At 70.8% G+C, this 18,969-nt stretch carries 20 protein-coding genes and 1 pseudogene; 13 read left to right on the forward strand and 8 right to left on the reverse strand.

The features are described 5' to 3' along the window. Positions 1–519 (forward strand): annotated as a pseudogene (locus DFR69_RS11910) (pyridine nucleotide-disulfide oxidoreductase); the annotation flags it as partial. Between the two features lie 50 nt (positions 520–569). Next, positions 570–1,436, forward strand: coding sequence for an amidohydrolase family protein (locus tag DFR69_RS11915; RefSeq protein WP_110037598.1), 867 nt, complete (start codon positions 570–572; stop codon positions 1,434–1,436). Here the strand turns inward: DFR69_RS11915 and DFR69_RS11920 are convergent, their stop codons facing one another. Then, the gene (locus DFR69_RS11920) at positions 1,437–1,919 is read right to left on the reverse strand and encodes a DUF456 domain-containing protein (protein WP_110037599.1); all 483 of its coding nucleotides are present in this window, start codon (positions 1,917–1,919) and stop codon (positions 1,437–1,439) included. It abuts the gene before it with no gap. A 126-nt stretch (positions 1,920–2,045) separates the two neighbouring features. On the opposite strand from DFR69_RS11920, the gene DFR69_RS11925 reads away from it, so the two are divergent. Both DFR69_RS11925 and DFR69_RS11930 read left to right on the forward strand, forming a co-directional pair. Continuing rightward, the gene (locus DFR69_RS11925; protein ID WP_110037600.1) at positions 2,046–3,137 is read left to right on the forward strand and encodes a CaiB/BaiF CoA transferase family protein; all 1,092 of its coding nucleotides are present in this window, start codon (positions 2,046–2,048) and stop codon (positions 3,135–3,137) included. 78 nt (positions 3,138–3,215) lie between these two features. Further along, positions 3,216–3,557 (forward strand): hypothetical protein, encoded by a 342-nt coding sequence (locus tag DFR69_RS11930; protein ID WP_110037601.1) that lies wholly within the window; start codon positions 3,216–3,218, stop codon positions 3,555–3,557. Here the strand turns inward: DFR69_RS11930 and yczR are convergent. Beyond that, a complete protein-coding gene (gene yczR / locus DFR69_RS11935) occupies positions 3,544–5,046 on the reverse strand; it encodes a MocR-like transcription factor YczR (RefSeq protein ID WP_110037602.1) in 1,503 nt (500 codons plus the stop codon). The two genes, DFR69_RS11930 and yczR, sit on opposite strands and share 14 nt — an antisense overlap. Before the next feature lie 61 nt (positions 5,047–5,107). On the opposite strand from yczR, the gene DFR69_RS11940 reads away from it, so the two are divergent. From DFR69_RS11940 to DFR69_RS11950, 3 genes are read left to right on the forward strand one after another with little or no spacing between them, the layout of a single operon-like run. Next, positions 5,108–5,392: a hypothetical protein gene (locus DFR69_RS11940; protein WP_110037603.1), complete on the forward strand. Its 285-nt coding sequence runs from the start codon at positions 5,108–5,110 to the stop codon at positions 5,390–5,392. 32 nt (positions 5,393–5,424) lie between these two features. After that, on the forward strand, positions 5,425–5,988 hold the full coding sequence (locus DFR69_RS11945; protein WP_110037604.1) for a methylated-DNA--[protein]-cysteine S-methyltransferase: 564 nt from the start codon (positions 5,425–5,427) through the stop codon (positions 5,986–5,988). 57 nt (positions 5,989–6,045) lie between these two features. Further along, positions 6,046–6,864 (forward strand): alpha/beta fold hydrolase, encoded by an 819-nt coding sequence (locus DFR69_RS11950; RefSeq protein ID WP_110037605.1) that lies wholly within the window; start codon positions 6,046–6,048, stop codon positions 6,862–6,864. A gap of 474 nt (positions 6,865–7,338) precedes the next feature. Here DFR69_RS11950 and DFR69_RS11955 read toward each other — a convergent pair whose 3' ends face one another. The 3 genes from DFR69_RS11955 to DFR69_RS11965 all read right to left on the reverse strand — a co-directional run bounded on the left by DFR69_RS11955 (position 7,339) and on the right by DFR69_RS11965 (position 10,460). Continuing rightward, the gene (locus DFR69_RS11955; RefSeq protein WP_110037606.1) at positions 7,339–7,632 is read right to left on the reverse strand and encodes a hypothetical protein; all 294 of its coding nucleotides are present in this window, start codon (positions 7,630–7,632) and stop codon (positions 7,339–7,341) included. Positions 7,633–8,089: 457 nt separating this feature from the next. Further along, complete coding sequence (locus DFR69_RS11960) at positions 8,090–8,941, reverse strand: hypothetical protein (RefSeq protein ID WP_244198216.1); 852 nt, start codon at positions 8,939–8,941, stop codon at positions 8,090–8,092. A gap of 229 nt (positions 8,942–9,170) precedes the next feature. Further along, positions 9,171–10,460 carry an adenylosuccinate synthase gene (locus DFR69_RS11965; RefSeq protein WP_110037607.1) on the reverse strand — a complete coding sequence of 430 codons (1,290 nt, stop codon included), beginning with the start codon at positions 10,458–10,460 and terminating at the stop codon, positions 9,171–9,173. A 295-nt stretch (positions 10,461–10,755) separates the two neighbouring features. Here DFR69_RS11965 and DFR69_RS11970 point away from each other — a divergent pair, with 295 nt between their 5' ends. The 3 genes from DFR69_RS11970 to DFR69_RS11980 all read left to right on the forward strand — a co-directional run bounded on the left by DFR69_RS11970 (position 10,756) and on the right by DFR69_RS11980 (position 13,109). Further along, positions 10,756–11,385: a hypothetical protein gene (locus DFR69_RS11970; RefSeq protein ID WP_110037608.1), complete on the forward strand. Its 630-nt coding sequence runs from the start codon at positions 10,756–10,758 to the stop codon at positions 11,383–11,385. Beyond that, a complete protein-coding gene (locus DFR69_RS11975) occupies positions 11,382–12,170 on the forward strand; it encodes a site-2 protease family protein (RefSeq protein WP_110037609.1) in 789 nt (262 codons plus the stop codon). The genes DFR69_RS11970 and DFR69_RS11975 overlap by 4 nt, the downstream gene beginning before the upstream one ends. Before the next feature lie 81 nt (positions 12,171–12,251). After that, the gene (locus DFR69_RS11980) at positions 12,252–13,109 is read left to right on the forward strand and encodes a glycosyltransferase family 2 protein (RefSeq protein ID WP_110037610.1); all 858 of its coding nucleotides are present in this window, start codon (positions 12,252–12,254) and stop codon (positions 13,107–13,109) included. Positions 13,110–13,112: 3 nt separating this feature from the next. Here the strand turns inward: DFR69_RS11980 and DFR69_RS11985 are convergent, their stop codons facing one another. The 3 genes from DFR69_RS11985 to DFR69_RS11995 form a co-directional block, all read right to left on the reverse strand. Continuing rightward, entirely contained in the window at positions 13,113–14,279 is a 1,167-nt protein-coding gene (locus DFR69_RS11985) for an FUSC family protein (RefSeq protein ID WP_110037611.1), read from the reverse strand. 22 nt (positions 14,280–14,301) lie between these two features. Further along, positions 14,302–14,736, reverse strand: a complete 435-nt coding sequence (locus DFR69_RS11990; RefSeq protein WP_110038235.1) for a DUF3151 domain-containing protein — start codon at positions 14,734–14,736, stop codon at positions 14,302–14,304. A gap of 127 nt (positions 14,737–14,863) precedes the next feature. Next, positions 14,864–15,061 (reverse strand): hypothetical protein, encoded by a 198-nt coding sequence (locus DFR69_RS11995; protein ID WP_110037612.1) that lies wholly within the window; start codon positions 15,059–15,061, stop codon positions 14,864–14,866. A gap of 110 nt (positions 15,062–15,171) precedes the next feature. Between DFR69_RS11995 and DFR69_RS12000 the strand changes: the two genes are divergently transcribed. The 3 genes from DFR69_RS12000 to DFR69_RS12010 all read left to right on the forward strand — a co-directional run bounded on the left by DFR69_RS12000 (position 15,172) and on the right by DFR69_RS12010 (position 18,956). Further along, positions 15,172–15,408, forward strand: a complete 237-nt coding sequence (locus DFR69_RS12000; RefSeq protein WP_146229258.1) for a hypothetical protein — start codon at positions 15,172–15,174, stop codon at positions 15,406–15,408. A gap of 332 nt (positions 15,409–15,740) precedes the next feature. Beyond that, entirely contained in the window at positions 15,741–17,801 is a 2,061-nt protein-coding gene (locus tag DFR69_RS35165; RefSeq protein ID WP_244198217.1) for an Rv0361 family membrane protein, read from the forward strand. Positions 17,802–17,900: 99 nt separating this feature from the next. Continuing rightward, positions 17,901–18,956 (forward strand): fused (3R)-hydroxyacyl-ACP dehydratase subunits HadA/HadB, encoded by a 1,056-nt coding sequence (locus DFR69_RS12010; RefSeq protein WP_167456244.1) that lies wholly within the window; start codon positions 17,901–17,903, stop codon positions 18,954–18,956. Positions 18,957–18,969: the final 13 nt, after the last annotated feature.

Here is an 18,969-nt window from a genome sequence, read left to right on the forward strand (position 1 = left end):
AAGACCGAGCGCACCCAGCTCGACGGCACCGGCAACGTCAAGGGCACCGGCGAGTTCAAGCAGTGGGACGTGCAGGCCATCTACCGCGCCGTCGGCTACCTGTCGCAGAACATCACCCAGCTGCCGTTCGACGACCAGGCGGGCACCGTGCCGAACGAGGCCGGTCGCGTGCTCGCCGACGAGACCGCCGAAGGCTCGGCCCGCTTCATGCCCGCCACCTACGTGACCGGCTGGATCAAGCGCGGCCCGGTCGGCCTCATCGGCCACACCAAGGGCGACGCCAACGAGACCATCGCCTGCCTGCTCGACGACGCCAAGGACTTCACCCCGGCCGCCAAGCCGGAGCCGGAGGCCGTCACCGAGTTCCTCGAGGGCAAGGGCATCCCGTTCACCACGTGGGCCGGCTGGTACCGCCTCGACGCGCACGAGCGTGCCCTGGGCGAGCCCGAGGGCCGCGAGCGCGTGAAGGTCGTGGAGCGCGAGGACATGCTGCGCGCCTCCGAGCCGAACAAGGTCTGACGCACTCCCTGACTCGCCGGTTCGGGGTCGGGTGAGGCATCCTGATACACGTGTTCGATGCGCACGTCCACATCATCGATCCGCGGTACCCGCTGATCGAGAACGAAGGCTACCTGCCTGACCCCTACACCATCGCAGACTATCGAAAGCGCATGGCGCACTTCGATGTTCGCGGCGGTGCGGTGGTCAGCGCATCGTTCCAGGGGACAGATCAGAGTTATCTGAAGGCGGCGCTGGCCGCGCTCGGCGAGGGCTGGGTCGGGGTCACCCGGCTCGACCTGGACGCCAGTGACGAGGAGATCCTCGAACTGGACCGGGCCGGCGTGCGCGCGCTGCGGTTCAACCTCAAGCGCGCGGCCGCCGACATCACCCAGATGACCGTGCAGGCGCTGCGCGCGCACGAGCTGGCCGGCTGGCACGTGGAGCTCTACATCGACGGCCAGATGCTGGCCTCGCTGCAGCCGGTGATCTCGAAACTGCCCGCGCTCTCGATCGATCACCTCGGCATGTCCGAGGAGGGCCTGCCGTATCTGCTCGACCTGGTCGATCGCGGCGCCAGGGTGAAGGCGACCGGGTTCGGCCGGGTCGACATGGACGTGGCCGAGACGTTGCGCCGCGTCCACGCCGTCAATCCCGGCGCGCTCATGTTCGGTACCGACCTGCCCGGCACCCGCGCGGGCAGGCCGTTCGAGGACGCCGATGTCGACCTGATCTGCCAGGTCGTCGGCGCCGACCTGCACGCGGTGCTCGAGGACAACGCCCGTGCGGCCTACCGCCTGCCCGCGGTGGCGCGCTCGGCCGCCGATCCGCTGCCGACGATGCCGATCCCCCGCACCGACAACCCAACCGTGCCGATTCCGCGCGGCGACCTGCCCGGCGCGGGCGACCCGACCCGCCCGCTGCCGATCATCGAGTGATCAGGCCAAAATGGCGCCGGTGAGCCAGACGCCGGACGCGAGCAGCGCGCCGAACAGCTCGACCAGCATCGACAGCCCGACACCTTTGAGCGCGTGCACCGTCGCGGGCCAGGCCAGCTCGTTGGTCTTCAAGCGGTACAGCTCGGCCAGGTACACGCCGAGCACGAAGCCGATGAACAGGCCGACGACCGGGATCACGAAGAAGCCGACGACGCCGAGGATCGCGCCGACGAGCAGGGCCCGGTTCGACACCCCCGCCTCGCGCATCCGCCGCCCTGGCCAGGTGTATTTCACGATGCCGGAGATGACCAATGCGATGGTGGCGATCGCGAACACCGTCCACGCGGCCGCGCCGCCGGTCATGAAGGCCCACACCGCGATCGCGGCGAAGATCAGGATGATGCCGGGCAGGATCGGCACGATCACGCCGACGAGACCGACCAGAATGACGAGGCCGACGATGACCTCACCCCACACGCTCACTACTTGGTCCTCCCATTACGGCGCCGGGTCGCGCCACCGGAATTCTCACCCATGCCCTACCGGGGCCGCCATCCCGACGCTATTGTCGGGGTGTCAATACCGTTCGACGAGGAACAGAGGTCAGGTGTGAGTGACACCGCCAAGACGGGGCCCCTCGCGGGCGTGAAGGTCATCGAGCTGGCAGGCATCGGGCCGGGCCCGCACGCCGCGCTGCTGCTCGCCGATCTCGGCGCCGACGTGGTCCGTGTGCAGCGAGCGGGCATGATGCCCGGGTTCATGGAGCGCCCGCAGTGGCGTGGCCGGACCATCGTCGAGGCCAACCTGAAGGACCCCGCCGACGTCGCCAAGATCCTCGATCTGGTCGAGAAGGCCGACGTGCTGCTCGAGGGTTTCCGCCCCGGCGTCACCGAGCGCATGGGCCTCGGCCCCGACGAGGCGCTGGCCCGCAATCCGCGCCTGGTCTACGGCCGGATGACCGGCTGGGGCCAGCACGGTCCGCTCGCCGATCGCGCCGGCCACGACATCAACTACATCTCGCTGACCGGTGTGCTCAACGCCATCGGCCGCAAGGGTGAGCGCCCGGTGCCGCCGCTGAACATGGTGGGCGACTTCGGCGGTGGCTCGATGTTCCTGGTGTTCGGCGTGCTCGCCGCGCTGGTCGAGCGGCAGACCTCCGGCAAGGGCCAGGTCATCGACGCCGCGATGGTCGACGGTGCGCTCGCCCTCTCGCACATGATCTGGGGTATGCGCGGGGTGGGCCTGTGGTCCGACGAGCGCGGCACCAACCTGCTCGACACCGGCATGGCCTTCTACGACACCTACGAGACCTCCGACGGCAAGTACATGGCCGTCGGCGCCATCGAGCCGCAGTTCTACGCCCAGCTGCTGGCCGGCCTGGAGATCGACCCGGAGGGTCTGCCGATGCAGATCGACCCGAACGGGCAGGAGCAGCTGCGCAAGCTGTTCGCGGACAAGTTCAAGACCAAGACCCGCGACGAGTGGGCCGCGATCTTCGAGGGCACCGACGCCTGCACCACCCCGGTGCTCACGTTCACCGAGGCCGAGCAGAACCCGCACATCGTGGCCCGCACCGGCCTGATCGATATCGAGGGCGTCGTCCAGCACGCGCCGGCACCGCGCTTCTCGCGCACCCCGGCGGGCACCCCGACGCCGCCGCCGTCGGAGACGACACCGATCGAATCGGTCTGGGCTGACTGATTTCCCGGCCTGTCGTCGGTAGTCTCACCAGCTATCGACGACAGGGCACGGATCCGCACCGGCCATCGGCCGCCGAAGGTGCTCGCCGCGATCATCGCGGCCACCACCTTCGGCGCCGCGCTGCTCCTGTTCGCCGTCGCCGAGGCGATGCTCGCATCCCCCTGCCACGCAAGCGGCCCGGTGCCCGCGGCGGTCGGCGCGCTCAGCGGGCTCGCGGCCGGGTTGCTGCTGGCCTGCACCCTCGCGCTGCTGACCCTGCTGGTGCTGCTGCGCAGGCATCCGTCGCCGCGCGGTGCCGTCACGGTGCCGCTGATCACGGTGGCCGTCCTGGTCTCGACGCTGTTCATGCTCGGCGCCGGGTACGAGAGCGTGCGGCCGGCCACGGACGCGGCCGGGTGCGCGCGGGTCAGTAGCAGGTGAGCGGTTGCAGCGGATCGGCGGCGCGGGGCGTCAGCGCCTCGTAGGCCGCCGCGATGGATTTCACGGCCAGGCGCAGGTCCGGCTCGGGGTGGGTGAACGGCAGTCGCAGGAACCGCTCGAAGGCGCCCTGGACGCCGAAACGTGGTCCGGCCGCGAGCAATACGCCGTGATTGGGCGCGGTGGCGGCCAGCGCGGTGGAGACCGGGCTCGGGAGCTGCGCCCAGACCGACATGCCGCCCGCGCCGGGCGCTATGTGCCAGCCGGGGAGGTCCTCGGCGACGGCGGCGAGCAGGGTGGCGCGCTGGGCCCGCAGTTGCTCGCGGCGCCGATCCAGGATCGGCTCGGCGTTCTCCAGCAGGTGGATCGTGGCCAGCTGGTCCATCACGGGCGTGCCGAGGTCGACGGTGGAGCGGATGCCGAGCAGCTTGGTGATCAGCGCCTGATTGGTGCGGATCCAGCCGACCCGCAGGCCACCCCAGAACGATTTCGAGGCCGAACCGATCGTGATGATCTCCGAGCCCTTGGCGAACGCGGCGACCGGCGACGGCATCGGCGCGTCGGACAGGTTCAGATCGCTCATCGACTCGTCGACGACGATGGTCATCCTGGTGTCGCGGGCGATGGCGGCCAGTTCGGCGCGGCCCTCCTCGTCGAGCAGCAGGCCGGTGGGGTTGTTGAAGTCGGGGACGAGGTAGGCCAGCGTCGCCGCGGTCTGCCTGGCCGTGCTGCGCAGTCCGTCGAGATCCCAACCGGCGTGCGGGAATTCGGGCCGCAGCGGCACCGGGATCGGGCGGGCGCCGACATCGCGGATGGCCTCGATGGCGTTCGGGTAGCTGGGGTGCTCGATCAGCACCCGCGCCGCGGGCGAGGTGAGGACATTGAGCAGCAGCCTGAGGCCGTGCTGCGCGCCGAGCGTGACCAGGATCTGGTCGGGTTCGGTGGGCAGGCCGCGCGCGGTGTAGCGGCGGGCCAGGGCCTCGCGCAGGGCGAGGACGCCGACCGGGTCCATGCCGTGGGTGCCGAGGTAGGCCGGAATGCCTTGCAGCGCCATGGAATACGCGTCGTGCAGTTCCGGCGGAGCCGACATCGCCGCGTAGGTCATATCGATGGTCGGCAGTTCCGGCTGCGCCATCAGCGCCATGATCCCGCGCGTCGGCTTGGCGCCGTCGTGCGCCACGGCCGGCGGCAGTGCGACCGTGCTGCGGGAGCCCTGCCTGCTGATCAGGTAGCCGTGCTCGCGCAGCAGCGAATACGTGGAGGTGATGGTGGTGCGGCTGACGCCCAGCGTGGCGGCCAGGTCGCGTTCGCTGGGCAGGGCGACGCCGAGCGGGGCGCGGCCGTCGTGGATCAGCAGCCGGATGGCCTCGGCCAGCGCCAGATAGGCGGGCCGATGGGGACGGCGCTCGGGGGAATCGCCGTCGGGTTCGGGGTCACGCCACCGGCCGAGGTCGCGGGCCAGGCCCGACGCGCCGATCACTCTTGTCGCCATGAAGTCCAGTATTCCGTAAGTGGATATTTATCGGCAAGGCCAGTCGGAGGATTCTTGCGCTATGACCACTTTCCTCGCTCTCGCCGTCGCCGTTGCTTTCGGGTTCGCGGTCTACCACTTCTCCCCGAAGCGCGGGGAACTGCCGTTCTGGCCGTTCCAGTACCTGCCCCACGACCGCGCCTTCGGAACCTATGATGACCAGCGCCTTTATCGAGATCTGGATGCCGTGCGGGTGCACGAGGACGCGGCCGAGGCCGCACCGCGCGCAACCACCACGGACGCTCCAGTCCAGTTGCCGGAAACTGGCCCTTTCAAGGCCGGTCAGCGTGGACCCCTCGCTGCGTGAATCTGTCACCGGGTCGGCGCACACTGTGCAGCATGAGTTCCGGAACCAGGACCGAACCGGTTGCCGCGGCGCTGTTCGACACGGCGATCGGCCTGTGCGCGATCGCCTGGCACGGCGACACCGTCGTGCGGTTCCAGTTGCCCGAGGCCAGTGAGGAACAGACCCTCGCGCGCATCACCAGACCACTCGGCGGCATGCCGGTGGACGAAGGCGAACCCGGTCCGACGATCACCACCGCGATCGCCGGCATCCGGGCGCACCTGGCCGGGGCGCTCGACCCGCTGCGCTGGATCGCGATCGACCTGCGCGATACGCCCGAATTCCACCGCGCCGTCTACGCGGTGACCCGCGACATCGACCCCGGCCGCACGCTCAGCTACGGCGACATCGCCACCCGCCTCGGCGCGCCCGGCTCGGCCCAGGCCGTCGGGCAGGCGCTGGGGCGTAATCCCATCCCGCTGATCGTGCCCTGCCATCGGGTCCTGGCCGCCGATCACGCGCTGCACGGGTTCTCGGCGCCGGGCGGGATCGGGACCAAGGCACGCCTGCTGGAGATCGAGCGCACGCCGGGGTTCGGCGAGCCGATGCTGTTCTGATCTGCGGGGACTCGTCGCGTACCGTCGAGGGCTGACCCGGCATCGAGAGGAACCACCATGCAGACAGTGACGTCGGCCGACGGCACCACCATCGCCTACGATCGGGTCGGCGATGGCACCGCGGGGACGGTCATCCTGATCGGTGGCGCCTTCAGCCATCGCGAGTTCCCGACCATGGTCGAGCTCGCGCAGACCCTGGCTTCCGACTTCGACCTGACGGTCCTCAACTACGACCGGCGCGGCCGCGGCGACAGCGCGGATTCGCCCGGCGTCTACAACGTGGCCAACGAGATCGCCGACATCGCGGCGCTGGTCGAGGTGGCCGGTGGCGAGGCGGCGTTGTTCGGCTGGTCCTCGGGCGCCGTGCTGGCGCTGCTCGCCGCGGCGAACGTGCCGGGCGTCACCGAGGTGGTCGCCTTCGAGCCGCCGTTCGTCGTCGACCCGAAACATCATGTGCCGCCGCAGGATCTGGAAACCAAGCTGCATCCGATGATCGCCGCGGGCAAGCGGAACAAGACGGTGCGGTACTACATGAGCAAGGCCATGGGCATGCCGTGGCTGATGGTCACCACCATGCGGGTCACGCCGTTCTGGAAATCCCTTGCCGCGACGTCGAATTCGACCGCGCACGACTGGGCGGTGATGAAGCCCTACATGCGCGGCCGCAAACTGGACCCCGCCGACTGGAGCGGGGTCACCGTGCCCGTTCTCGTCCTCGCGGGCGATCGCACGGCCCTGCTGCTGGCCACGGCCGCCAAGGCCGCCGCCGAGGCTCTGCCCAACGCCGAGTTCGTCGAACTGCCGGGCATGAGCCACAACCCGAAGATCTCTGTCCTCGCGCCCGCGGCAGGTAGATTCCTCACGCGCGCAAAGTGATCAGCGGGTGGTGACCTCTTCGCGCGACTGACTCGGCACGAAGACGCCACTTCGGTGGCCATGAATCCGGGCGCCGACTGTCGCGCCACCGACACCTGCGCCGAGCCGCCCCGGTGGCGCCCGCCGGCCTCCTCGCTGTCGCAAGCCGGCCCCGTGCTGTCGCGGGCGGCGCTCAGGCTGTCGCAGGCCGCGCCCGAGGGCTGCGGCAGGCCAGCCCCGTGCTGGGGGGCGGCTCAGGCTGTTGCGGGGCGGCGCTCGCGGGTTGTCGCAGGCCGCGCTCGGGATGCCGCGGGCCAGCCCCGTGCTGCCGCGCGCGGCTCAGGCTGTTGCGGGGCGGCGCTCGCGGGCTGTCGCAGGCCGCGCTCGGGTTGTCACAGGCCGCAGTCGGGATGCCACAAGCCGCGCTCGGGATGCCGTATGCCGCGCTCTGGTTGTCACAGGCCGGCCTTCGGGCTGCCGCACGCCGCCCTCGGGTCACGGAGGCGGCGGGTGGTCTCGGTAGAACTGGCACGGATCGCCGGTGAGGTAGCCGTCCATGCAGGCGAAGTAGGTCTGTACGCAGGCGTTGCTGGTGCAGCCCGCCGTGTAGAGCATCCCGCGGATCCGCTCGTTGCGCTGCTGCGAGGGCACCAGGGTCTGCGCGGGCGGCGCCACCGTCCGCACGGGCGACGCACTCGGCGGCGGCGCGGGCTCCTGCGACGACCCACACCCCGGCAAGACCGCGACAGCGACCAACGCCGCGAGAGCGAACCCCACACGCACCGACATCAGCCACCTCCATCCCGACCCGCCTCGACGCTACTACCGCCGACCCAACGCCACCCGACCACCCGGCGCACCCCGCCCTGGCCAACCACACCGTCGACCGTCCGCCGCACTCGTTCTCGCCACTGACAAGGCAGCCTCCGCCAGGCGACGGCGGTTGTCCGGCACCCGCGACCTCGCTCACAACAAAGCCGGTCCCGCAATCCTGCCGAGCACACCACAAGCGCACCCACAGCTTCCGAGACCGACCAGCTGCGCCGGCGAAGCCACCTCTGGATCGCCGCCTCGGGCGCACAGCCGTGGGCTGCCTGCCGCACCGGCCCGGCCAGCCCCAGAATGGCGCCTCAGCCGCACGCTCGCACGGCAGCGACTTCCGTGGCGACGCCGGCTCCCAGCGTCAGCGATCGCTACATCGAGCCTGCGCGTGACCTTGGCCGCCGATTGCAGCCCGGCCGACGGACTACAGGGTTGCGCCGTAGCCGCTGCCGAGCACACCGCCCGCGACGGCGCCCGCCGCGGCGGCCGGAATGCCGAGGGCGGCGGCTCCCGCGGCGGCGCCGACTCCGGCGCCGATGGCGGCGCCCGCGCCGGTGGTTGCCGCGGCGATGGGCCAGGCGGCGACGAAGCCGCCGACGATGGTGGCGACGGCGCCGGTGCCCGCGGTGGGAATCGCGGCCGCGCCTGCGAGGATCGCGGTTGCGCCCGCGGTGCCTGCGGCGCCGACGGCGAAGCCGACGCCAGCGCCGATTCCGGCGCCGATGAGTCCGCCGCCCACAGCGCCGACGGCGGCCGCCGGGACACCCGCGATCGCGGCCCCGGCCAGAGCGCCGCCGACCGTCGCGGCGGCGATCTTGTCGGAGCGGCTGGGGTTGATGCCGATGGAGCGGCCCTGGGTCGCGATGGCCGCTTCGGCATCGGCGGCGGTGGTGTTCACGCCCGCGAGGATGTCGTCGGGCACCTCGTCCGGGACCGGGCTGGTGAAGTCACCGACGCGCAGCGTGCGCGGCGGCGGGGCGATCGGGGCCACGGGTTCGACCGGTTCGGGGAGGTGCAGTTCCTCGATGACGACCGGCGGGGGCGGCGTGGTGTACTCGGGCACCGGGCGGGATTCCGGACGCTCCGGCGCGAGCTTCTGCAGGGTCTCGGGAGCGTCGAAATCGCCGAGGTCGGAGCGGCCCTCGTCGGCCGGTGCCGGGGTGTTGATACCCGGCTGCACAGGCTGGGTGACACCCGGCTGCGGTACCGCCACCGCGACTCCGGCGCACGCGACAGCCACCGCCATCGGCAGCACGCCCACCAGCGGACGTGCCACGCGCCGCACCGTCGAAATGTTCACATCATCGGACCGACGGTTCACGCCGCACACCCACTCACACTCGCCGAAAACGCGGCACGTCCCCGCGCGCCGCGCAGCGAAGATAGCGGTAGCCGAGTGGATGCTGTCAAATCGATAGCGAGTCGACATCACTCGCGCGTGTCGGGGAGTGAACTGCGAAAACAGCCCCTCCCCGAGACCGGGAAGGGCTGTTCGCGAGGGAAACTCAGCCGAGCACGTCGTGCCGGACGATGGTCTGGTCGCGGCCGGGGCCGACGCCGATGCACGAGATGCGCGCGCCCGAAAGCTCTTCCAGCCGGAGCACGTACGCCTGCGCGTTGGCCGGCAGCTCCTCGAAGGTGCGGGCGTGCGAGATGTCCTCCCACCAACCCGGCATCTCCTCGTAGACGGGCTTGGCGTGGTGGAACTCGGTCTGGGTGGTCGGCATCTGCTCGACCCGCTCGCCGTCGATCTCGTAGGCGACGCAGATCGGCACGGTGTCCAGGCCCGACAGCACGTCGAGCTTGGTGAGGAAGTAGTCGGTGATGCCGTTGACGCGGGTGGCGTAGCGGCTGATGACAGCGTCGAACCAGCCGCAGCGCCGGGCGCGTCCGGTGGTGACGCCCACCTCGCCGCCCTGCTTGGCCAGGAACTCGCCGAAGTTGTCGAACAGCTCGGTCGGGAAGGGACCCGAGCCGACGCGGGTGGTGTAGCACTTGAGGATGCCGAGCACCGTGTCGATCTTGTTCGGGCCGATGCCGGAGCCGACCGCCGCGCCGCCCGAGGTGGGGTTCGACGAGGTGACGAACGGGTAGGTGCCGTGGTCGACGTCGAGCAGGGTGCCCTGCGAGCCTTCCAGCAGGATCGTGTCGCCGCGCTCGAGCGCCAGGTTCAGTTCCAGGCGGGTGTCGGCGATGCGGTGCTTGAACGACTCGGCCTGCTCGAGCACCTCGTCCACCACCTGCTGCGGGTCGAGCGCGCGGCGGTTGTAGATCTTCACCAGCACCTGGTTCTTGAACTCCAGGGCGGCCTCGACCTTCTGGGTGAGGATCTTCTCGTCCAGCACATCGGCCACGCGGACGCCGACGCGGGCGACCTTGTCCTGGTAGCAGGGGCCGATGCCGCGGCCGGTGGTGCCGATCTTACGGCTGCCGAGGAAGCGCTCGGCGACCTTGTCGATGGCCACGTGGTACGGCATGATCAGGTGCGCGTCGGCGGAGAGCAGCAGGCCGGTGGTGTCGACACCGCGCTCCTCCAGGCCGGCGAGCTCGTCGAGCAGCACACCGGGATCGACGACGACACCGTTGCCGATGACGTTCTTCACGCCGGGGGTGAGGATGCCGGAGGGGATCAGGTGCAGCGCGAACTTGTCGCCGTTGGGGAGGACGACCGTGTGGCCGGCGTTGTTGCCGCCCTGATAGCGGACCACCCACTGCAGCCGCTCGCCGAGCAGGTCGGTAGCTTTGCCCTTACCCTCGTCGCCCCATTGGGCACCGATGAGGACGATTGCCGGCATTTCGGAGTCTCCTACAGATCGACGGCAGCACGCTACGTACTGCAGCTACCTGCCGTAGGACGCAGCGCGTCCAGTCACTGAGGCGGTTGCCGGAGACACATTCTAGCCGACGCCTGCTCAGAGCCACCCGACCTGCCCCGCCCGGTGCGCCACCCCCGCCCGCCCCGAGCGCCACTATCGGTTACGGTTACCTGTCGGCAGGGGGTATTGCCGTGTGCTTGTGGGCGACACACCGTCGGCCGAACCGAGGAGGGTGTACCGCAGTTTGAGTACCCACGTTCTCCGATGTGGTGACATGCCGGTCCCGATCGCGCTCAGTTCGGTGCCGACCACCCAGACCGAACAGCTACCCGACACCGGCGTGATCGACGAACTGCTGCCGGTGCTGGCGGCCGACAGCCTGCCGCGGCTGATCGTGCTCGGCTCCGACGCCAGCCTCGCCGCCGTGCTCACCCATCTGATGCGCACCGAACGGCTGCACGTCGAAGTGGGTTTCGTGCCGGTCGAGACGACCTACGCCTCGCGGGTCTATCAGACCGCCACCGGCAACGCCGCCGCCAAGATCGCGCTCGAAGGCCGCGCCATCGAGACGCCGCTGATCCGTGACGACACCGGCACCGCGCTGGTCGGCCGCGCGAGCATCACCGGGCCCGAGGGCGCCAAGCTCGAGGGCGAGGCCTACGTCGACGACACGCTGCTGTTCAGCGGCATCGTCAACACCATGCTGATCTCGCCGACGATGACGATGCCCGGCGTCCGCGCGCGGGTGCGCAAGGGCTTGCGCAAGCGCACCTGGGTGTCCGGGCGCGCCGCGCAGCTCGGCACCCCCGGCGCCATCGTCACCCGCGACGGCATCACCAACGAGCGCAAGGTGCCGCGCTCGACCTTCTATCGATTCGAACAACCCTGGCTGCTGGTGCGATGACCTACTCGTTCACCCCGGGCCGCCGGACCGGCCACAGCGCCGTGCGTCCGAGCCCGGTCTTCCTGCTCATCGTGCTGATCACCGTGGCCGGTGGCGCCCTGGCCTGGGACGCCGACCTCGATTCGGTGCGGGCCAAGATCGGCGTGTTCGTGCTGGTGGTGGCCGGTTGGGTCGTCAGCCTGTGCCTGCACGAGTTCGCGCACGCCTATGTCGCGTGGCGCGCGGGCGACCACGAAGTGGAGATGCGGGGATATCTCACACTCAACCCGCTGAAGTACAGCCATCCGGTGCTCTCGATCGGGCTGCCGCTGGTGTTCATCGCGCTCGGCGGCATCGGCCTGCCCGGCGGCGCGGTGTACCTGGACACCTCCCGCTTCAGCGCCGGGGTGCAGCGCCTGGTCAGCGCGGTCGGACCGGCCTCGAACGGGCTGTGCGCGGTGGTGCTGCTGGTGGTGATCCGGATGTTCGGGTCGGTGCAGGAGCACGGCGCGTTCTGGCTCGGGCTCAGCTTCCTGGCGTTCCTGCAGATCACGGCGTTCCTGCTGAACATCCTGCCGGTGCCCGGCCTGGACGGCTACGGGATCATCGAACCCTCGCTCAGCTACGAGACCCGGCGCGGACTCGACCAGATCAAGCCCTACGGCATGCTGATCCTGTTCGCCGTCATCTTCTTCACACCGTTGAGCAGGGTTTTCTTCGACGGCGTGTACGCATTGTTCGGGCTTTCCGGGGTACCTGATGTCTGGGCTGCGTACGGCAGCCAATTGACCCGGTTCTGGCGCTGACCCGCACGGCTCGCATCGCGAGCCACCCCGACGTGCACTAGCCTGAGCCGGGCATTTCACGACCCCGGAACGGAAGCGCGCATGGGCACCACTGAAAATTCGCCCCCTGTCCTGTCCGTCATCATCCCGGCGCTCGACGAAGCGGCGGGCATCACCGCCTGCCTCGAGCGCCTGGTCGGTCAGGACGCGATCGACGAGATCATCGTCGTCGACAACGGCAGCACCGACGGCACCCGAGAGATCGTCGCCGAACTGGCGAGCCGACATCCGAAGATCGAACTGATCGACGAGCCGGAGCCGGGCGTCGCGCACGCACGCAACGCCGGCTTCGCCAAGGCGCGCGGCGACTACCTCGGCCGCATCGACGCCGACACCCTCGTCGCGCCCGACTGGGGCGCCACCGTGCGCGCCCACCTGGACGCGCACCCCGACACCGTCGCGGTGACCGGCATCAGCACCTACCACGACTCCCCGATCGGGTTCTTCCTCGCCGCGGCCATCGGCGGGCAGCAGCGGCTGGGGTTGATCAAGAACCAGCCTGTCGGCAATGTGCACGGCGCCAATATGGCGATCCGCCGCTCCGCGTGGGAACAGGTGCTCCCGGCCACCACCACCCGCCGCGATCTGCACGAAGACCTCGACCTGGCGCTGTGCCTGACCAAGGCCAAGCTGCGCATCGACCAGTTGCCCGAGCTGCGCGCCGAGATCTCCGCGCGCCGCCGCCAGACCCCGCCGACGATCTGGTGGAAATACCAGCTGCGCGGGCTGCAGACCATCGCCAACCAGGGCTACAACGTAGTGCCGTTCCACCGCGCGGTGATCACCGGCGCGTGGCTGATGCACACCTCGCAGTGGCCGATCTACCGGGCGTGGGACTTCGACCGCAAGCGGTTCTCGCTGCGTCCCGGCAGGCCGCGGGTCTCCCCCGTCGGCGACTGACGCTCAGTCCTCGGGCGTCACGTAAGGATTGGGCACGGTGGGCGGGAGCAGGGCGATCGCCGAGATGCGCTGCATCCCGCACACCACCATCAGATCCACCACGATCGACCGGATCTGCGCGAACACCACGTGCGCCGAGAGGCCGGCGCCCGCGACCAGATCGGGGCTGGCCTTCTTCGCCACGCTGCGCAGAGCGCGGGCGGCCTCGGCCTGATCCGGCTGTTCGCCGGGGTCGGCGAGCATCATCCGGCGGACCACGTCGGTGGCGTTGCCCAACTGGTCGACCAGGTCGATCAGGCGCGGATCGAGGACCTCGTCGTCGCGGACGAGGGTGAGCGAACGACGCAGCAGCACACGGGTGTTGCGGACGGCGTTGTCGAGCGGATCGGCCGCCGAGCGGATGCGTTCGAGGCGCTGGCGAGAGTTCCAGTACAGCGGCGAGATCCGGCTGACCTCGCGGCCGCCCTCCAACGCCGAGCGCAGCGAATCGATCTGCGACTGGGTGGCGCGGACAGCGGACAGCGCGTCGTGCACCTTGTCCGAGTTCTGTTCGAGCAGGCCGTCGGCGCAGGTGATCATGGATTTGCTCATCACCGACAGCACGTCGGCCGCGTGCTCGCGGGCCCTGCGCACCGGATGCAGCGGGATCAGGCCCACCATCAGCACCCCGACCAGGCCGCCGACCAGCGCGTCGATCATGCGGCTCGGGCCCGCCGCCGACGCCTGGCTCAGGGTCGACACCAGCACCGCCGAACCCGCCGCCTGGATCGAGATGATCGACCCGCCGTCGAGGAACACCGCCAGCGCCATCGCGACCGCGACGACCAGCCCCACCTGCCAGACCCCGGTGCCGACCTGCGCGATGAACAGGTCACCGATGCCGATGCCGACCGCGACGCCGACCACCAGCTCCACCGAGCGGCGCAACCGGGCGCCGAAGGAGATGCCGATCGAGACGATCGCGGCGGTGGGCGCGAAGAACGGATCGGGATGGCCGATCACGTTGTGGGCGATGAACCAGGCCAGTGCCGCGCCGAGCGAACACTGGATGATCGGGATCGCAGACAGCCGCAAGCGCACCGAGGACCGCTTGAAACGGTCGACGGTGCTGTCCCTGGCGGCCGTGACTACCGGGGTGGCCGCGGCGACGACGGAATGGGAATCGCTCACCTACGACTCGGATCCGGCCGGGTCAGTCCAGGCCGAGTTCGGTCGCGGCCCTCGGGTCGCAGTCCTCGAGCAGGTCGAGGCAGCGGGCGTATTCCTCGGTCTCGCCGATCACCTTCGCGGCCCTGGCCAGCGCGCCGACGCTGCGCAGGAAGCCCTGGTTGGGCTCGTGGTTCCACGGGACAGGGCCGAAACCCTTCCAGCCGTTGCGGCGCAGCAGGTCCAGACCGCGGTGATAGCCGGTGCGCGCGAACGCGTACGCGGCGATCACATCGTGGTTCACCTCGCCGTCCGCGCGCTGCAGGGCGTTCTCGGCGAGCTGGGCCCAGGCGATCGACGCGGCCGGGTGCGCGGCGGCGACCTCGACCGGGTCGGTGCCGGCCGCGATGGCGTCCTCGGCGTCGATCAGTTCCGGAAGGAGGACCGGCTGCGGTCCGAGCAGGTCACCGAAGGAGGTCATGGATTCATTGTGCACCGCGCCGTCCGCAGCCGTCGCCCGGCCCGCCACGGGGCGATCGGCGAACTCCGCCGCGCGGCGCGCATTAGGCTGACGTGCGAGTGGAACGTTCAAGCCTGAGCGAGGGGTACTAGGTGTCCGACCCGACCGACGAGAACAATCCGGCAGCCCAGTCTGCCGACCCCGGCGCGCCCCAGCGAGGCGGCGCCGATTCGTCGAGCACCGACAAGACCGCGCCCGGTGGCGGCGCACCCAAGTCGACCCCGGGGGCGGTCACCGAACCGGACAGGGAGACCGTGTCGCAGGGGAACGCCGAGACGGTGGTCATCCGGCCCGGGTCCGCGGCCGGACGTCCCGGGAACCCGCCCGGGGGACAGCAGTTCGCCAACCCGGCCGGTGGGCCTGCCGCCCAGGGTGGGCCTGCCGCCCAGGGTGGGCGTGGACCCGGTGACTCCGGGCACCCGGGTTCTCCCCAGGGCCAGGGTGGGCCCGGGCGCGCGCCAGGCGGCGCGCGACAACAGCAGTCTCCCGGTGGCGGTCCCGGTCAGCAGGCACCCGGTGGCGGTCCCGGTCAGCAGGCACCCGGCGGCCCTCGCCCGCAGGCGCCCGGCGGCGCCGGCCAGCAGGCGCCCGGCGGTCCCGTGGGCCAGCAGCCTCGCCGGGCTCAGCCGGTGAATCGCAGGAACAGCCCTGCCGGACAACAGCCTTCGGGACCGGGTACGCCCGGAAACGCCCCCGGTGGGATGCGCCCCGGCGGACCCGGCGTCCCGCCGCGAGGTGCGGGCCCCGACAACCCGCCCGGCCCACATCGCCCTGGCCCCAGCGGTGCCGGTGGCCCCGCGAACGCACCCGGACGCCCGCAGTCCGGTGGACCCGGAAATGTCGTCCCCGGCAACGCGCCCGGGCGTCCCCAGCCTGGTGGACCAGGAAACGCACCAGGGCGTCAGCAGTCCGGTGGAGCCGGAAATGTCGTCCCCGGCAACGCGCCCGGCGGCCCCCAGGTCAGCGTGTTCGGACGCCCGCAGCACGGCGGCCCCGGAAGTGTCCCTGGCGGTCCCGCGAACGCGTCCGGCGTCGGTAACACACCGGGCGGCTCCCCGACCTCCAGCCAGGGAAACCCCCCGCGCGGCGGGCAGGGCACCACCCCAGGCAACCCGCCTCGCGAGCCCCAGGGTTCGGATCGGGCAGGCGCGCCCCCTGCCGCCGACGCGGGCAAGGCCGCGCGGGAACAGGATCCGAAGTCCGGATCTCCCCTGGCCGGGCTGTCGAAAGGTCTGCCGGGCGACGAGACCCCCGGGCGCGACGAGACGGCCGATGCTGCCCGTCAGGCCGACTCCGCCACGGAGCAGCGGGGCGACCTCGCCGGTCCGGACGCGCCGACCACGGCGATGCGCGTCCCCGGCGGGAAATCGTCTACCGCGCAAAGCGGTTCGGCCGACGACCGCACCGTCAAGATCTCGGCGGCGCAGTCCAAGGCCGCGCAGGCCGACATCCCCACGGCAGGCATGAGTGAGGTCGACCGCCCGTCGCCGGACCCGAAGTCCGGCGCGAAGTCGGCCGCCGGAGCCGCTGCGGTAGGCGGCGTCGCGGCGGTCGGCGCAGCAGCGGCGGACAACGTGGCCGGCGAGCCGGGCACCGACGCCCCGACCCGGCCTGAAGACACCGACGCCCCTGACTCCGACGTCACGGAGGACCACACCGCAGCCGACGATGCGCCGACGGTGTCCGGAGCTGTTGTCGGCCGAACTGATTCACCTTCAGGAGATGTCGAGGCGACCGAGAAGTTTCGGACTGCGAGCGGGACCAGTGACACCTCAACAGCGACGAACCGCGCCGAAGCAGATCGCGAAGGCTCCAGCGAGGATTCGCCGACCGAGAGCCCCTCGCGAGAAGGCGGCCCCGCCGGCCCACAGCAGCGTCCCGCGGCGGAAGCACGCGCGACCGCGACTGGCGCCGCGGCGACCGCTGGTCGAGCCGGGGATTCCAGCACCGAGGCAGGCACAGCCGATGCCGATGCCGCGGGCACGGCCGAAATCGCCGATACGGAGACAGCCGGGGCCGACGGTGCCGACAAGTCTGGAACCGACGGTGCGGATGCAGCCGGGGCGGGCGGTGCCGGAGCCGGTGGTACCGGCGCGACCGGGAGCGGTGCGGCTTCGCTGACGAAGGGCGAGGCGGCGGGCGCCGACGACAAGACGATCGCCATGCGGGTGGTGAATCCGGCGGACGCGCCGACCACCGCCATGCCGATCCAGCGGGTCACCGATCGGGTGGTGCCGCCGCCCGGTGGACGCGCGGTGACGCCACCGCCGAACACGCCGCGCGGCCCCGCCGGTCCGCGGCAGGCGGGGCAGCAGCACGGACCGCACGGGCCGGGTGTCGAGGAGACGCAGCCTTCGCCGCCGCGTGGGCCGGGTGCGCCGAACAAACCGGCGTCGGCACCCTCGCCCGCCGACATCCAGCCCACGCGGCCCGCCCAGCAGCTCGCCGAAGGCAACCGCCAGGCCCGCCCGCAGGGTGGACCGGGCCAGCAGGGACCCCGCGGCAACCAGCCGGGCGCGGCCGACGGTCCTCGCCAGGTCGCGCAACCGCAGCGGATCGAGGCGCCGCAGCCCGCCGAAGCCCCGGCTCCGGGCCGCTCGAAGAAGTGGCTGCTGGCCGCCGCGGGCGCTGCGGTGCTGGTGGTGGCGCTGATCGCGACCGTGGTGGCGCTGATGTCGGGCGACAGTTCGCCGGAGGGACAGGTGCGGACCGCGATCGGCACCTACGCCGACGCGCTGCGCAGCGGCGACCTGGAGGGCCTGCGCGCGAGCACCTGCGGCGAGCTGCACGAGTTCTATCAGGGCATCACCGCCGAGCAGTTCACCGGCGTGCATCAGCTCTCGACGGAGCGCGGTTCCATCCCGGTGGTCGACAGCGTGAACGCGGTCCGCATCACCGGCGACACCGCGCTCGCCGAGGCCACGGTGTACACCGCCGCCGACCCCGCGAAGAAGACCGCGCGCACCTTCGACCTGCAGCTCACCGATGGCGACTGGAAGGTGTGCGACCCCACGGCGACCCCGTGAACCGGCCGTCGACCCGTCGTAGCGGGCATTCCTGCCTGCTATGACGGGTCACACATAACTGGTCATTCACTTGGGTACTCCATTATCATTTTTCGGATCATGAGCAGGGAACAGACAGTGTCGCCGGGCACCGAAGCTGTGGTCCCGGGTGCGACGCTGGCAGGCCAGCGCTTCGGATTCCGCGACCACTACGAAGTCGGCCGCGAGAAGATCAGAGAATTCGCCAGGGCCGTGCAGAATCTGCACCCCGCCCATCACCAGGAAGTCGACGCCCGCAAGCTCGGCTACGACGGCATCATCGCGCCGCCGACCTTCGCCTCGGTGATCGGCATGAGCGCCACCAGGGCGCTGCTCGACAGCGTGCTCACCGAGTACGACCTGTCGCAGGTCCTGCAGACCGACCAGGTCTTCGAGATCTACCGCCCGATGCTGGCGGGCGACCGGATCAGCACCGAGATCGAGATCGAGTCGATCCGCCAGTTCGGCGACAACGACTTCGTCAACGTCGGCTTCAAGCTGATCAACCAGGACGGCCAGACCGCCGTGCAGGGCACCACCACCATCGTGGCCCGCCGCGGCGTCGAGGTGGACCCGAACATCGTCGAGGCCGTCGAGAACATCAGCATGCAGCCGCGTCCGGCCGAGACCGCGGGTCTCGACACCGACGACCTGCTGATCCGCCGCACCGGCCCGGCCCCCGAGGCCGCGCCCCGCGAGTTCGCGCCCGTCAACACCACCCCGGAATTCGACTCGCTCGTCAAGGGCGGCGAACTCCCGTCGGGAGTCGCCAGGGTGACCCGCGGCGACCTCGCCAACTACGCGGGCGTCTCCGGCGATCCGAACCCGATCCACTTCAGCGACCGCGCCGCCGAACTGGCCGGCCTGCCGACGGTGGTGGCCCACGGCCTGCTCACCATGGGCCTGGCCGCGCAGTACCTCACCGACTGGCTCGGCGACCCCACCGCGATCGAGAAGCTGGCCGTGCGGTTCTCCGGCTTCGTCCCGGTGCCGCCGACCGAGCCGGGCGTGATCGAGTTCTCGGGCAAGATCAAGTCGATCGACCCGGAGCGGCGCGCGGCCACCGTGCTGTTGAGCGGAGTTTCGGAGGGCCGCAAGCTCTTCGGCCGCGCCGTCGCCGAAATCCGCCTCACCTGAGGCGGATTCGCCG

Source organism: Nocardia neocaledoniensis, assembly GCF_003182135.1.
GTDB classification, from domain to species: Bacteria; Actinomycetota; Actinomycetes; order Mycobacteriales; family Mycobacteriaceae; genus Nocardia; species Nocardia neocaledoniensis.